Source organism: Dyella flagellata (genome assembly GCF_030160275.1).
GTDB lineage: Bacteria > Pseudomonadota > Gammaproteobacteria > Xanthomonadales > Rhodanobacteraceae > Dyella_B > Dyella_B flagellata.
Genome location: NZ_BSOA01000018.1, coordinates 25,088 through 39,334 on the forward strand (window position 1 = coordinate 25,088; position 14,247 = coordinate 39,334).

Below are 14,247 nucleotides of genomic sequence, written 5' to 3' on the forward strand. Positions count from 1 at the left end.
CATCTTTGCGGGCAGTGGCGGCACGTCCGCCAAAACCTTTTTGGGGATACTTTCAATGCGAATGGACAAACTCACTTCGCGTTTCCAGCAGGCACTGGCCGATGCGCAATCGTTGGCGGTGGGACGCGATCACAACATGCTGGAGCCGGCGCACGTCATGGCCGCCCTGCTCGAACAGCAGGGTGGCTCGACCGCGCCTCTGCTTACCCAGGCGCACGTCAACGTGCCGGCATTCCGCCAGCGGGTATTCGAACTTCTCGATCGGCTGCCCAAGGTCAGCGGACAGGAAGGCAACATTCACGCCGGCAACGAGCTGACGCGCTTGCTCAACCTCACCGACAAGCTGGCGCAGCAACGCGGCGACCAGTTCATTGCCAGCGAGCTGTTCGTGCTGGCGTCGCTGGAGGACAAGGGTGAGCTGGGCGCGGCCTTGAAGGCGGCCGGTGCCACCAAGGCGAACCTGGAAGCGGCCATCGACAAGCTGCGCGGCGGCGAAAAGGTGCAGAGCGAGAACGCCGAAGACCAGCGCCAGGCGCTGGAGAAATACTGCATCGACCTCACCGCGCGTGCCGAAAGCGGCAAGCTCGACCCGGTGATCGGCCGCGACGAGGAAATCCGCCGCGTGATCCAGGTGTTGCAGCGTCGCACCAAGAACAACCCCGTGCTGATCGGCGAGCCCGGCGTGGGCAAGACCGCGATCGTCGAAGGCCTGGCCCAGCGCATCATCAAGAATGAAGTGCCCGAGGGCCTGCGCGACAAGCGTGTGCTCTCGCTCGACATGGGCGCGCTGATTGCCGGCGCCAAATTCCGCGGCGAGTTCGAGGAGCGCCTGAAAGCGGTACTCAATGACCTGGCCAAGAACGAAGGCCAGATCATCCTGTTCATCGACGAGTTGCACACGATGGTCGGCGCCGGCAAGGCGGAGGGCGCGATGGATGCGGGCAATATGCTCAAGCCCGCGCTGGCGCGTGGCGAACTGCATTGCATTGGTGCGACCACGCTGGACGAATACCGCAAATACATCGAGAAGGATGCTGCGCTGGAGCGCCGCTTCCAGAAGGTGTATGTGGGCGAGCCGAACGTGGAGGACACCATCGCGATCCTGCGTGGCTTGAAGGAACGCTACGCCATGCACCATGGCGTGGAGATCACCGATCCGGCCATCGTCGCCGCGGCTACCCTGTCGAACCGCTATATCACCGATCGCCAGTTGCCGGACAAGGCCATCGACCTGATCGACGAGGCGGCCTCGCGCATTCGCATGGAAATCGACTCCAAGCCGGAGGAGCTCGATCGCCTGGAACGCCGCCTGATCCAACTGAAGATCCAGCGTGAAATGCTGAAGAAGGAAACCGACGAGGCGTCCAAGAAGCGTCTGGCGGATCTGGATAACGATATCGAGAAGCTGGAGCGCGAATTCTCCGACCTTAACGAAGTGTGGAAGTCGGAAAAGGCCGCGCTGCAGGGCGCCACCAAGGTGAAGGAGCAGATCGAGCACGCGCGGGTGGAACTCGAAGCGGCGCAGCGCCGGCAAGACTACGCCAAGATGAGCGAAATCCAGTACGGCCGCTTGCCGGAACTGGAAAAGCAGCTGGCCGCGGCGCAAGCCGCCGAGAAGCAGGAATTCAAGCTGGTGCAGGACCGCGTGACGGAAGAGGAAGTGGCCGAAGTCGTCTCGCGCTGGACGGGCATTCCGGTCAGCAAGATGCTCGAAGGCGAGCGCGACAAGCTGTTGCACATGGAGCAATCGCTGCACCAGCGCGTGGTAGGCCAGGATGAAGCCGTGCGTGCGGTATCCGATGCTATCCGTCGTGCGCGCGCCGGCTTGTCCGATCCGAATCGTCCGTACGGCTCGTTCCTGTTCCTTGGGCCCACCGGCGTGGGCAAGACGGAGCTATGCAAGGCGCTGGCCGAGTTCCTGTTCGACACGCAGGAGGCGATGGTGCGCATCGACATGAGCGAGTTCATGGAGAAGCATTCGGTGGCTCGCCTGATTGGCGCGCCACCGGGTTACGTCGGCTACGAGGAGGGCGGCTACCTCACCGAAGCGGTGCGCCGCCGCCCCTACAGCGTGATTCTGCTGGACGAAGTGGAGAAAGCGCATCCGGATGTGTTCAACGTACTGTTGCAGGTGCTGGACGATGGCCGCCTTACCGATGGCCAGGGCCGCACCGTGGATTTCCGCAACACGGTGATCGTGATGACCTCCAACCTGGGATCGCAGCTGATCCAGGAGAACGCGGGCGATAGCGAGGCGGACTACCTGCAGATGAAAGCCGGGGTGCTCGGCGTGGTGCAGGCGCATTTCCGGCCGGAATTCATCAATCGCCTGGATGAGCTGGTGGTGTTCCGCCCGCTGGAAAAGAAGCAGATCCGCAAGATCGCGCTGATCCAGCTCACCTACCTGGAGAAGCGCCTGGGCGAGCGCCAGCTCAAGCTGGAGATCGACGACAAGGCGCTCGATCTGCTGGGCAACGTCGGCTACGACCCGGTATACGGTGCTCGCCCGCTCAAGCGTGCGATCCAGCAGCAGCTGGAAAATCCGCTGGCCAGGGAGATCCTGGAAGGACGCTTCGCAGCGGGCGATACGATTGCAGTAGGCGCGGAAGGCGGGCATCTGGTTTTCCACAAGCACGCCTGATGAGTCAATGTCCGCCTTACCCTTCCCTGGAGGGTAGGGGCCCCAAGGCCGTCATTCCCGCGAACGCGGGAATCCATTTGCTCCGATGCAAAGGCGAAGATGGGTTCCCGCGTGCGCGGGAATGACGGCTCGCAGGATGCTCGCGAAAAAAATCCCGGCGCGAGGCCGGGATTTTTGTGTGCGCACATCGCACAAGTGCTTGGCAGTGGGCTTGTTGAATCACCAGTGATAGATCACTTTGGTGTAATAGTAGCGCCCATTGAAGCCCGTGGGTGAAAAATTTGAGTAAGGAATGGTGCCGTTGACGTTGTTCGCGGCAATAGTCTTGTCCGGATAGCTGTTGGTGGCGTTGTCCACGCCCAGCGTAAAGGTCCAGTCGTCCAGGTTGTAGCTGCCGGCCAGGTCCAGCACCCACTGCGGACTATAGGTTTGATTGAGCAGGTACGAGCTGTTGCTGTAGGACGTAAAGTTGCCGTAGCGCGTGAGGTTGCCGTTGAACACCCAATGGCCCAGCGTGTAGTTCTCGTTGAGAATCAACTTGCTGCGCGGTGTGGAGTTGGCCAGCAGGCCTTTGATGTCGCGATAGGTCACGCGCTGAAGTTGAAGCCCCAACGCGTCCAATTGCGCGGGATTGGCCGCCACGTGCGTGACCTGTGTGCGGTTGTAGTTGTAGCTCAGAGTGCTGTCCAGCACGCCGGCATGGCCGAAGTTGGAGCGGAAGCTGGCAACCAGGTCGCCGCCTTGCGTGCGCGTATCCACCGCGTTGGTGAAGTACTGCGCCGAGCTGAAGGCCACGTTGGTGACGCCGTTGGCGGCCAGGTAAGCCACGATCGCCGGCTGGTTCAGGCCGCTGAGGGTGCTGGAAAGCACGATCCGGTGGTAGACGTTGATCTGATACAGGTCGAAGGTCAGCGTCAGCGGATCGATCGGATTGAATACCGCGCCCACGGTGTAGTTGTGCGAGCGCTCCGGCCGCAACGCCTGCGCACCCAGCAATTGCGCTACCGGATTGCCGACCGGAAGCAGGCCGGTCTGGTAAATGCCGGGCGTCACGCCTGGACCGGCGCTGCTCGGCGTCAGATACAGCGAGCCGATCTGGGAATAGTCCTCTTGGGCCAGCGACGGTGCGCGAAAGCCGCTCGATACGCTGGCGCGCAGCGCAAAGCGATCGGTGAAGTCATAACGTCCCGCCAGGGCGCCCGACACCGTGTTGCCGAAATCGTTGTAATGCTCATGGCGCACGGCGAACGAAGTGCCAAGCTTGTCTGTGAGGTTGGTTTCCAGGCTCACGTATTGGGCGACATCACTGCGGCTCCACGAGCCGGTGTTCACCGGGCTGTAGCCACTGAAGCCCTGGGCGCCACCGCCCACGCCGGAGTTGCCCACGTAGTAGGAACTCGGATCGCCTGCGCTGATCCGGTAAGTATCGCGTTGGTACTCGCCGCCGAAGGCGAGCGTCACCGGGTTCGGCAACCAGCTCAGGTTGAAATCCTTGGCGATGTCGATATCCGCCAATTGCTGCGCGGACGAGACGATGCCGTCGAAGAAGCGGTCCGGCGTATAGCCGAAGTCATGCAGGTAAGCGTAGTTGGCGGTGTGGATGGTATCCAGCGATACACGGTTGCCGCCGTAGTTGGCGCTGACATCCCAGCGCCAGCCGCCGCTGGTGGTGCCTCGCACGCCGGCGACCAACGACCGGTCGGTGCTGCGCGGCTGCAACAGCGGCTGATAGCCTTCCGGATAGAGCGCGCGGAGCGACGATTTCACCGATGAGGGATAGCCGAACGGATTGCGGTACAGCTCATCAGAATCGGCAGTGCGCGTGCGGTAGCTGCCGAACGCGTAGAACTGGATGTTGCTGGTGATGTCGTACTGCGAGTTCAGGAAGATGTTGTGCTGGCTTACCGCCGGATCGCCAAACACTTGCTTCTCGCCCAGTTGCGGATAGCGGACGTCGGCGCCGCCGTGATTGGTCGGATCCTGGTGCCCGCTGTCGAGGGCAATGCGCAGCCAGCCCTTGTCGCCGTTCAGGGGAATGCCGAAGTTGGCCGAGCCTTCCCATTGCTTGCCGCCGCCACGCTGGTAGCGGCCGCCGTCCAGCTCGACCGAGCCGCCTTGTGCGCCATGCTTCAAGATGATGTTGATCACACCGGCGATGGCATCGGAGCCATATTGCGCGGATGCGCCATCGCGCAACACTTCGATGTGGTCGATGGCGGCTAGCGGAATGGTGTTGAGGTCGACGGCGGCCGAACCGCGGCCAATGGTGCCGTTTACGTTCACCATCGCGCCGCTGTGCCAGCGCTTGCCATTGACCAGCACCAGTACTTGGTCCGGTGCCAGGCCGCGCAGCTGCGCGGGACGTTGCGCGTCGGTTGCGTCGGTGGCTGCGGGGCGCGGGAAATTCAGCGAAGGAATCAGGCGCGCCAGCGCGGTGGAGAGTTCGTTGGTGCCGGTGCTTTGCAGCGCGGAGGCAGGGACCACGTCGATCGGCGACAACGAGGTGCTATCGGTGCGGTTCTGTGCTCGCGTGCCGGTCACGATCACGGCCTGCAGGTTTTTTGCTTTATCGGTAGTAGCAGTATTGCCTGGTGAAGCGTCTTGCGCCGCAGCCGTGGAAGCGAGCGCAAGCAGGAGGGAGGCACTGAGCAGGGTGGTGGCGTTCTTGCCGGAGCGTTTCTTCTGAGACCCGCCCTGATAGGGCTGGTTGTTGCCGTTATGCATGGCGGAGGGTTCCCCTAGGCTTGGTTTGTTGCGAAGCAGCAATTGCAGATTAATGACAATGCCCCCTGGCATCAATCAGCAATCGGACGAAAAACATGCCAAATGGAAATATCCATGCCGAACCTATGGTTACCGATTTGCGGGCCGGCATGGCAACCCCAGCATCCCATCTGGAGACATGGAAAGCTGGGATTGCCATCCCAGCCTACGCCGTAGGGCCAGCCCTAGGCATGCTGGGGAGCACGATCTAAGATGCGGCGGCCTGAGGTGACCGTCGATAGTTTCGGCGGTTGAAACGGGAATCCGGTGCGCTGCCTGTGCAGTCATGCCGGAGCTGCCCCCGCAACGGTAGGCGAGTATCACGATCCACAACGACCACTGTGCTGATGCATGGGAAGGTGTGGATAGAAAGGACATTCCTTTGCTCGCAAGCCCGGAGACCGGCCTCAAGCAGGAGAGCCTGCTCACGGCCTCTGCACAGCCCGCGCCGTAAACGGCCCAAAGGGTTGCGCCTGGGAGGCCCTCTGGCGGCAGCGCGCGACTGGACCAGACGGCCAGTCTGGCGCTGCATCGCGCACTGCCGCCAGAGGGCCTCTCAGACACAACGCGGACTATGCAGAGACCGTGAGCAGGCTCCCAACCGTACCGGCGGAGGGCCCGTGTCGGGACCGTCACGTCTTGCCGGTGCCGTCTTGGTCTTCCTCCTTTTGCTTGTAACGCCTGATCCATGGCATGCGGAGGAACCAAATGAGCGAGCAACCATCGCGCGATGAGATGACACCGGAAGAGCGCCATCGCGAACGCATGCAGCGCAAGAAGGAGCTGGTCGATCGCAAGATCGCGCGTGCCACCATCGACCGCGGCGTGCTGGTGGTGAACACCGGCAACGGCAAGGGCAAGAGTTCCTCAGGTTTCGGTATGTTGGCGCGTTCGCTGGGCCATGGCTTCCGGTGCGGGGTGGTGCAGTTCATCAAGGGCACCTTCTCCACCGGTGAAGAAGCCTTTTTCCGCCAGTTCGCCGGCGATCAGCTCGATTACCACGTGATGGGCGAGGGCTTCACCTGGGAAACCCAGGATCGAGAGCGCGACATCGCCGCTGCACAATCCGCGTGGAAAGTCGCCGCGGGAATGCTGGCCGACCCGGCTTACGACTTCGTCCTGCTGGACGAACTGAACATCGCGCTGGTCAAGCAGTATGTGCAGCTCGACCAGGTGCTCGAAGCCGTTGCTGCGCGCCCACCGCGCCAGCACGTAGTGATCACTGGACGCGGCGCACCGGAAGGCCTGATCGCCGTAGCCGATACGGTGACCGAGATGCGCGTGGTGAAACACGCTTTCGATGCGGGCATCAAGGCGCAGCAGGGCATCGAGCTGTGAGCGTGCGCCATTGTCCGGCCCTGCTGGTTTCCGCGCCCGCCTCCGGTCAGGGCAAGACGTCGGTGACTTCCGCGCTTGCGCGCTGGCACGTGCGACAAGGGCGACGCGTGCGTGTGTTCAAGACCGGGCCGGATTTTCTCGATCCCCTGGTGCTCGCACGTGCGGCCGGTACGCCGGCCTACCAGCTTGATCTGTGGATGTGCGGCGAGACGGATGTGCGCCGGCGTCTATTTGATGCTGCCGGGGATGCGGACCTGATTCTGGTGGAAGGCGTGATGGGCTTGTTCGATGGTGCGCCTTCCAGTGCGGATCTTGCACAGCAACTGGGCTTGCCGGTGCTGGCAGTGATCGACGGCTCGGCGATGGCGCAAACCTTCGGTGCGCTCGCCTGGGGCCTGGCGACGTATCGCGAAGGTTTGTCGATGCATGGCGTGGCGGCCAATCGTATCGGCAGCGCTTATCACGCGCAGTTGTTGCAGGAGAGCCTGCCGCCCTCTTTGCATTGGCTGGGGGCGCTGCCGCGGGAAGACCAGTTCGCTTTGCCGGAACGCCATCTGGGCCTGGTCTCGGCCGGCGAGCTGACCGACCTCGATACGCGGCTCGACGGCTTGGCCGATGCATGGGCCCAACACGCGGCGACCGCCTTGCCGCCACCCGTCGCATTCGAAGCGCCGGCTGCCGCTGCAGTACCCGCGCTATTGCAAGGCAAACGCATTGCGATAGCGCACGACGATGCCTTCTGCTTCGTCTATCCGGCCAACCTGGATTTGCTGCGTGCAGCGGGCGCGGAGCTGCGCTTTTTCTCTCCTGTGGCTGGCGACGCGCTGCCTGAGTGCGATGCTGTATGGCTGCCCGGCGGCTATCCGGAATTGCATCTGCAAGCACTGTCGCAGCGGCATGATCTGCATGCCGCATTGCGCGCGCATCGTGATGCCGGCAAGCCAATGCTCGCCGAATGCGGTGGCTTGCTGTTTGCGCTGGACTCGCTGGCGGATCGGGATGGTCACGCCGCCAACATGGCCGGCTTGCTGTCAGGCCATGCGGCGATGCAGTCGCGATTGGCAGCCTTGGGCCTGCAGGGCGCGGCCCTGCCGGAAGGCGAATTGCGCGGGCATACGTTTCACTACGCGCAGGCGTCCATCGATGCCCCGCCGCTCACGCATGCGTTCAACCCGAACCATGGCCCGTGCAAGGAAACGGTCTATCGCGACCGGCGGCTTACCGCCAGTTTCTTGCACTTCTACTTTCCCTCCAATGCGCTGGCCGCACTGCAATTGTTCCTGCCATGAGTGCAGCCTTGGCCATGCTTGCCGCCGCGGTGCTGGATCGCCTGCTCGGCGAGCCGCGGCGCGCGCATCCGCTGGTGGCGTTTGGCCGCATGGCAAGTTGGATCGAACGGCATCTGCATGCGAACCTGCGTGCAAGCGGCTTACTCGCATGGTCGCTTGCCGTGCTGCCAAGCGTCGCGCTATTGACGATCTTGCAGCGCCATTCGCCGGCATGGCTTGCCTGCTGCGTAGACGTGATCGTGCTCTACGCGGCGCTAGGTTTACGCAGCCTGCATGAGCATGCGCAATCTGTAGCGCATGCACTCGCGGCGGGCAAACTGGATGACGCGCGCAAAGCAGTGGGACGGATGGTCAGTCGTGACACGGCGCCATTGAGTGCCAGCCAGGTCGCCGCGGCGGCTACCGAATCGGTGCTTGAAAACGGCAACGATGCGGTGTTCGGCGCACTGTTCTGGTTCGCTGTGCTGGGTGCGCCCGGCGCGCTGCTTTTCCGTCTGGCCAACACGCTCGACGCGATGTGGGGTTATCGCACGGCACGCTACGAGCGTTTTGGTTGGGCCGCTGCGCGTATCGACGACGTGCTGAATTTCATCCCCGCACGGCTTACGGCTTTTACCTATGCCTTGTGCGGGAACTTCGACAGCGCTTTGCGTTGCTGGCGCACGCAGGCACCGCAATGGGACAGCCCCAATGCCGGGCCGGTCATGGCGGCTGGCGCCGGTGCGCTGAGGGTGAAACTTGGTGGCGCGGCGCCGTATCAAGGTATTTGGGAGGCGCGGCCCGAACTGGGCGAGGGTGCCACGGCGAACGCCGATGCCATTGATCGCGCGCTGCGCTTGCTGCATCGGGGTGTGCTGCTCTGGCTCGCTGTCACATTGTTGGTGGGGTTGGTGCTACGCGGAGGCCTGCATGCTTGAGCATGGTGGCCGCCTGCGGCGTGCGGCGCATGAGTACGGCATCCCCCTCGACGACTGGCTGGATTTGTCGACCGGCATCAGCCCCTACGGCTGGCCGGTGCCGGCTATTCCACTCTCAGCCTGGCAGCGTCTGCCCGAGGATGAGGATGACCTGGTCGAGGCGGCCCGCGCATATTACGAAGCGCCACACTTATTGCCGGTGGCCGGTTCGCAAGCTGCCATTCAAGCGTTGCCGCTACTACGGGCGACTTCGCGCGTAGGCATCATTGCGCCGGGCTACGCCGAACATGCGCATGCATGGCAACGCGCAGGTCATTACGTAACGGTCCAGGCAGTCGACACATTGCTGACGAGCATCGGCGCTTGGGACGTACTGGTACTGATCCATCCGAACAATCCCGGCGGCGAGCGCTTCGAGGTGGAGCAACTGCTGTCGATGCATGCCGAGCTGGCGGCACGCGGCGGCTGGTTGGTGGTCGATGAGGCTTTCATGGACGTAACGCCGCAGCAGAGCCTGTGTCCGTATACGGATCGCACGGGCCTGATCGTGTTGCGTTCGGCCGGCAAATTCTTTGGTCTTGCTGGCGCGCGTGCCGGCTTCGTGTGCGCTTCGTCTGCCTTGCTTGAGCAATTACAGGAGCAACTAGGCCCCTGGACCTTGAGTGGGCCTACCCGTTATGTGTTGCGGCAGGCACTGGCCGATCGCGAGTGGCAGGCGCCAGCACGCATTCGCCTTTTGCAGGCAAGCGAGCGCCTGGCCGCGTTGCTTGCTCGGCATGGCTGGGCGCCTGCGGCGGGCTGCGGCCTGTTTCAATGGTGTCGCCGTGACGATGCCACGCAGATGCATCGCGCACTCGCCGAACGCGGCATTCTCACCCGTCTGTTCGACCGGCCACTCAGCTTGCGCTTTGGACTGCCAGCTGATGAGGCTGCTTTGGAGCGTCTCGATCATGCTTTGGCGGAAGTGCTGCGATGAGCGCACGCGTGCTGATGGTACAAGGCTGCACCTCCGATGCCGGCAAGAGCACGCTGGTGACGGCGTTGTGCCGATGGGCGTACCGTCGAGGTATGCGTGTTGCACCGTTCAAGCCACAGAACATGGCCTTGAATTCCGCGGTAACGATAGACGGCGGAGAGATCGGCCGGGCGCAGGCAGTCCAGGCACAAGCATGCGGACTGCAACCGATGGTCGATTTCAATCCCGTGCTGCTGAAACCGAACAGCGACGTCGGCGCGCAGGTGATCGTGCATGGTCGCCCGGTGGCGAACATGGATGCGCGCGATTACCACGACTACAAGCGTCGTGCCTTCGAGGCGGTGATGGCATCGCACGAGCGGCTGGTCGAAGCCTATGATGCCGTGATCGTCGAAGGCGCGGGCAGTCCCGCCGAAATCAATCTGCGCGATCGCGACATCGCCAATATGGGCTACGCCGAAGCCGTCGATTGCCCAGTGATCCTCGTCGCCGACATCGATCGCGGCGGTGTGTTCGCTCATCTGGTCGGCACACTGGCCTTGCTGTCGTCCAGTGAGCGCGCGCGGGTGGCCGGTTTCGTGATCAACCGCTTTCGCGGCGATCCGGCCTTGCTGCAATCGGGGCTGGACTGGCTTGAGCGGGAAACCGGCAAGCCAGTGCTGGGCGTTCTGCCTTATCTGCACGATTTGCAGCTGGAAGCCGAAGATGCGTTACCGCAGGCGCACGCGGATAAAGCGGCGGCCTCGTTACGCGTGGCGGTGCCGGCCCTGCCACGCATCAGCAATCACACCGATTTCGACGCTTTGCGCGCGCACCCTGATGTCGACCTGCATTTCGTGGGCCCAGGCCAGTTCCTGCCGGCTTGCGATCTCATCATTCTGCCCGGCTCCAAATCGACGCGAGCCGACCTGGCCTGGCTGCGCGCACAAGGCTGGGATGTAGCCATCACGCGACACCTACGCTATGGCGGCAAGCTGCTGGGTATCTGCGGCGGCTTGCAGATGCTGGGACATGCCGTACACGATCCGTTGGGCATCGAAGGCGAGCCCGGATCCAGCGTGGGGCTGGGCTGGCTCGAACTGGAAACCACGCTGCAGCCGGATAAGCAATTGTGCCGTGTGCAGGGTAGATTGGCCTTTGCTGACGCACAGGTGCAGGGTTACGAAATCCATTGCGGCACCAGCCTGGGCACGGGTCTGGCGAGTCCATTCGCCCGCCTCGATGATGGACGCAGCGATGGCGCGGTCTCCGCGGATGGCCAGGTAATGGGCAGTTATCTGCACGGTTTGTTCGACGATCCGCAGGCTTTGTCCGCTTTGCTGCAATGGGCGGGCTTAGGCCATGGCGCCAAACTGGATGTGCGTGCTTTGCGTGAAGCCAGCATCGAGCGCCTGGCGGATATGGTCCAATCACATATGCAGACGACTTTGCTGGAGCAATGGCTGGGAATGACCGCATGCGTACCTTGATTCTTGGTGGCGCCCGTTCCGGCAAAAGCGCACTGGCCGAGCGGCTGGCCGTCGACAGCGGGCGGGAAGTCGTCTACGTCGCCACCGCCCAGGCCGGTGATGCGGAAATGACTGCGCGCATCGCGCACCATCGCGCGCGTCGTCCGCATCAATGGCTGTGTGTGGAGGAGCCAATTCACCTTGCCGGCATGCTGCGCGAGTACGCGCGCGAGGACCGTTGCATCCTGGTCGACTGCCTTACGCTATGGCTGAGCAATCTGCTCGGCCCTGCGGATGAGTCCTCTTTTGCACGCGAGCGTGTGCTTCTGTTGGAAGCGTTGCTCACTTTGCCCGGCGAGTTGCTGCTGGTCAGCAACGAAGTCGGTCTTGGTATCGTGCCGCTAGGTGAGTTGACGCGGCGCTTCGTCGACGAAGCCGGCCGATTGCATCAAGCCATTGCCGCGGTCTGCGAACGTGTCGTGTTCGTGGCCGCGGGTTTACCTCTTGCCCTCAAAGGAACCTTGCCATGAGTCTCGATTGGCTTTCCGCCCCCTGTATCCAGCCTGCTACCGAATTGGCCGACGCCGCGCGTGCGCATCAGCTGCAATTGACCAAACCCCCGGGTTCGCTCGGCCAGCTGGAAGCGATGGCCATCCAGCTCGCCTCGTTGCAGCGCACGGCTCAGCCGGCAGTGGATCGCGTGTGGATCAGCGTGTTCGCTGCCGATCATGGCGTGGCGGAGGAAGGCGTTTCCGCCTTCCCGCAAGTCGTGACCGGCGAGATGGTGCGCAATTTCGCCACCGGCGGCGCAGCCATCAGCGTGCTGGCGCGCAACCTGGATGCCAAGCTGGAGGTGGTGAACCTGGGTACGGTGAACGACCCGGGCGAGATTCCGGGTGTGCGCCGCGCAATCATCGCGCCGTCCACGGCGAATTTTTGCGTTGGGCCGGCGATGACCGAGGCGCAGTTGGATGCGGCGCTCGATGCCGGTGCGCAAAGTGTGCGGGCGGCGAGCAAGGCAAGCGTACAGCTCTTTATCGGTGGCGACATGGGGATTGCCAATACGACCTCGGCCGCCGCACTGGCGAGCGCTTTGCTCGACGAGCCACCATCGAGCCTGGCGGGCGCCGGCACCGGTCTCAATGCGGCAGGCATAAAGCACAAGGTCAGCGTGATCGAACGCGCGCTGGTGCTGCACTCCACCGCGAAGAGCGCAGTTGAGCAGTTGCGCTGCCTTGGCGGGTTCGAGATCGCTGCGCTGGTCGGTGCCTACGTGGCTGCGGCGCAAGCAGGCATTCCGGTGCTGGTCGACGGCTTCATCAGTACGACCGCCGCGATAGCGGCCGTGGCGATCCAGCCGGAGGCACGTCCCTGGCTGCTGTTCGCGCATCGCTCCAAAGAACACGGGCATGCCCGCTTGTTGATGGCGTTGCAAGCAGAGCCGCTGATCGACCTGGGCTTGCGCCTGGGCGAAGCAAGTGGCGCTGCGATTGCACTGCCTTTGCTGCGTCTTGCTTGCACCTTGCACAACGGCATGGCGACTTTCGAACAGGCCGGTGTGTCCAATGTCGATTGACTTGCTGCGTCATGGCGATACCGGTCAACGCAGCTATCGCGGCCAGCTTGACGACAGCTTGAGCGAGCTGGGCTGGTCGCAACTGCGTGCGGCGGTCGTAGGGCATGAGTGGGATGGCATCGTTTCGTCATCGCTGCAGCGCTGTGCTGCATTCGCAGGCGAGCTGTCGCGGGAACGCGGCTTGCCGTTGCGTCTCGATGCACGACTTGCCGAATATCACTTCGGCGACTGGCAAGGCATGCCGATCGAGCAGATCGCCGAGGAACAGGGCGATGCACTGGCCCGCTTCTGGGCCGACCCGGTGCAATATCCGCCGCCCGGTGCGGAAACTTTTGCGGCATTTCATCAGCGCCTAAGTGCGGCGCTTGACGACATCGCGGCGGATTCGGCGGACCAACGGATGCTGGTCATCACCCACGGCGGCGCGATTCGCCTGTTGCGTTGCCGGGCCGAGCAGCGCAGTTATGGCGACATGGCCAGCATCGAGGTCCCGCATGCGTCGTTGCATCCCTTGCCCTGGCCGGTTGTGGCATCCGCCTGATGCGCGCGCTGCTGCTGGCGATTGGCTTTCTTACACGGCTGCCGGTGCCGGTCCATGCGTATGACGATGTGCGGACCAAGGCGGCATCGCTGGCCTGGTATCCGCTGGTTGGTGTGTTAATCGGCCTGCTGTTGGGTGTGCTGGCGTGGCTGCTGCGCGATACGCCCAGCATGCTCTCGGCAGCCTTGCTGGTTGCGGCCTGGGTAGCGCTGACTGGCGCGCTGCACCTGGATGGACTGGCTGACAGCGCGGATGCATGGATCGGCGGCATGGGCGATCGGGAGAAGACGCTGGCGATCATGAAGGATCCGCGCTCCGGCCCCGCCGGGGTGGTGGCCCTGGTGCTGGCGCTGATGCTGAAATTCGCGGCCCTGGCCAGCCTGGGGCCGACGCCCTGGGCGGCGCTATTGCTGGCGCCAACGCTGGCACGGGCCGGGCTTGCGGCGCTGTTCCTCACTACTCCTTATGTGCGTAGCGGCGGCCTGGGTACGGCCTTGGCGGACGCACCTCGCCAGGCGTGTGGGCTCGCGTTGTTGCTTACTGCAGTAGGGTGTGCCCTGTTCGGCGGCCGCGGTTTGCTAGCACTTTTACTGGCAGCAGCGGTGTTCGGCATCTGGCGGCAAGCCTGCCTGACCCGGTTGGGCGGCTGTACCGGCGACACCGCCGGCGCGCTGGCGGAAATGCTGGAGGTGGCGCTACTGGTAGGTTTAGCCGTACGCTGACGGGCCGTTGAAACCGGCCTTTCCGTCCCGATAATC

At 63.3% G+C, this 14,247-nt stretch carries 11 protein-coding genes and 1 riboswitch; of the genes, 10 read left to right on the plus strand and 1 reads right to left on the minus strand.

Translation table 11 applies throughout. The features are described from left to right. The first annotated feature begins 55 nt into the window (after positions 1-55). Positions 56-2,641: an ATP-dependent chaperone ClpB gene (gene clpB / locus QQJ96_RS10425; RefSeq protein ID WP_284331934.1), complete on the plus strand. Its 2,586-nt coding sequence runs from the start codon at positions 56-58 to the stop codon at positions 2,639-2,641. Positions 2,642-2,860: 219 nt separating this feature from the next. Here clpB and QQJ96_RS10430 read toward each other — a convergent pair whose 3' ends face one another. Then, positions 2,861-5,365 (minus strand): TonB-dependent receptor plug domain-containing protein, encoded by a 2,505-nt coding sequence (locus QQJ96_RS10430; RefSeq protein ID WP_284331935.1) that lies wholly within the window; start codon positions 5,363-5,365, stop codon positions 2,861-2,863. A 248-nt stretch (positions 5,366-5,613) separates the two neighbouring features. Beyond that, a riboswitch (cobalamin riboswitch) is annotated at positions 5,614-5,828 on the plus strand. 311 nt (positions 5,829-6,139) lie between these two features. On the opposite strand from QQJ96_RS10430, the gene cobO reads away from it, so the two are divergent. From cobO to QQJ96_RS10475, 9 genes are read left to right on the plus strand one after another with little or no spacing between them, the layout of a single operon-like run. Continuing rightward, the gene (gene cobO, locus QQJ96_RS10435; protein ID WP_284332122.1) at positions 6,140-6,742 is read left to right on the plus strand and encodes a cob(I)yrinic acid a,c-diamide adenosyltransferase; all 603 of its coding nucleotides are present in this window, start codon (positions 6,140-6,142) and stop codon (positions 6,740-6,742) included. A gap of 2 nt (positions 6,743-6,744) precedes the next feature. Further along, positions 6,745-8,031, plus strand: coding sequence for a cobyrinic acid a,c-diamide synthase CobB (locus QQJ96_RS10440; protein WP_284331936.1), 1,287 nt, complete (start codon positions 6,745-6,747; stop codon positions 8,029-8,031). After that, positions 8,028-8,948 carry an adenosylcobinamide-phosphate synthase CbiB gene (gene cbiB / locus QQJ96_RS10445; protein ID WP_284331937.1) on the plus strand — a complete coding sequence of 307 codons (921 nt, stop codon included), beginning with the start codon at positions 8,028-8,030 and terminating at the stop codon, positions 8,946-8,948. Before QQJ96_RS10440 ends, cbiB begins: the two co-directional genes overlap by 4 nt. Next, positions 8,941-9,924, plus strand: coding sequence for a threonine-phosphate decarboxylase CobD (gene cobD / locus QQJ96_RS10450; protein WP_284331938.1), 984 nt, complete (start codon positions 8,941-8,943; stop codon positions 9,922-9,924). Before cbiB ends, cobD begins: the two co-directional genes overlap by 8 nt. Continuing rightward, positions 9,921-11,393: a cobyric acid synthase gene (locus QQJ96_RS10455; RefSeq protein ID WP_284331939.1), complete on the plus strand. Its 1,473-nt coding sequence runs from the start codon at positions 9,921-9,923 to the stop codon at positions 11,391-11,393. The genes cobD and QQJ96_RS10455 overlap by 4 nt, the downstream gene beginning before the upstream one ends. Further along, entirely contained in the window at positions 11,381-11,902 is a 522-nt protein-coding gene (cobU, locus tag QQJ96_RS10460) for a bifunctional adenosylcobinamide kinase/adenosylcobinamide-phosphate guanylyltransferase (RefSeq protein WP_284331940.1), read from the plus strand. The genes QQJ96_RS10455 and cobU overlap by 13 nt, the downstream gene beginning before the upstream one ends. Then, positions 11,899-12,948: a nicotinate-nucleotide--dimethylbenzimidazole phosphoribosyltransferase gene (cobT, locus tag QQJ96_RS10465; RefSeq protein ID WP_284331941.1), complete on the plus strand. Its 1,050-nt coding sequence runs from the start codon at positions 11,899-11,901 to the stop codon at positions 12,946-12,948. The genes cobU and cobT overlap by 4 nt, the downstream gene beginning before the upstream one ends. Further along, a complete protein-coding gene (locus tag QQJ96_RS10470; RefSeq protein WP_284331942.1) occupies positions 12,938-13,489 on the plus strand; it encodes a histidine phosphatase family protein in 552 nt (183 codons plus the stop codon). The genes cobT and QQJ96_RS10470 overlap by 11 nt, the downstream gene beginning before the upstream one ends. Further along, positions 13,486-14,211, plus strand: a complete 726-nt coding sequence (locus QQJ96_RS10475) for an adenosylcobinamide-GDP ribazoletransferase (RefSeq protein WP_284332123.1) — start codon at positions 13,486-13,488, stop codon at positions 14,209-14,211. Before QQJ96_RS10470 ends, QQJ96_RS10475 begins: the two co-directional genes overlap by 4 nt. Positions 14,212-14,247 lie beyond the last annotated feature (36 nt).

Excerpts from the sequence above, each read along its gene's own strand:
- clpB (WP_284331934.1), top strand. The coding sequence starts at position 56 with ATGCGAATGGACAAACTCACTTCGCGTTTCCAGCAGGCACTGGCCGAT.
- QQJ96_RS10430 (WP_284331935.1), bottom strand. The coding sequence starts at position 5,365 with ATGCATAACGGCAACAACCAGCCCTATCAGGGCGGGTCTCAGAAGAAA.
- cobO (WP_284332122.1), top strand. The coding sequence starts at position 6,140 with ATGACACCGGAAGAGCGCCATCGCGAACGCATGCAGCGCAAGAAGGAG.
- cbiB (WP_284331937.1), top strand. The coding sequence starts at position 8,028 with ATGAGTGCAGCCTTGGCCATGCTTGCCGCCGCGGTGCTGGATCGCCTG.
- cobD (WP_284331938.1), top strand. The coding sequence starts at position 8,941 with ATGCTTGAGCATGGTGGCCGCCTGCGGCGTGCGGCGCATGAGTACGGC.
- QQJ96_RS10455 (WP_284331939.1), top strand. The coding sequence starts at position 9,921 with ATGAGCGCACGCGTGCTGATGGTACAAGGCTGCACCTCCGATGCCGGC.
- cobU (WP_284331940.1), top strand. The coding sequence starts at position 11,381 with ATGCGTACCTTGATTCTTGGTGGCGCCCGTTCCGGCAAAAGCGCACTG.
- cobT (WP_284331941.1), top strand. The coding sequence starts at position 11,899 with ATGAGTCTCGATTGGCTTTCCGCCCCCTGTATCCAGCCTGCTACCGAA.
- QQJ96_RS10470 (WP_284331942.1), top strand. The coding sequence starts at position 12,938 with ATGTCGATTGACTTGCTGCGTCATGGCGATACCGGTCAACGCAGCTAT.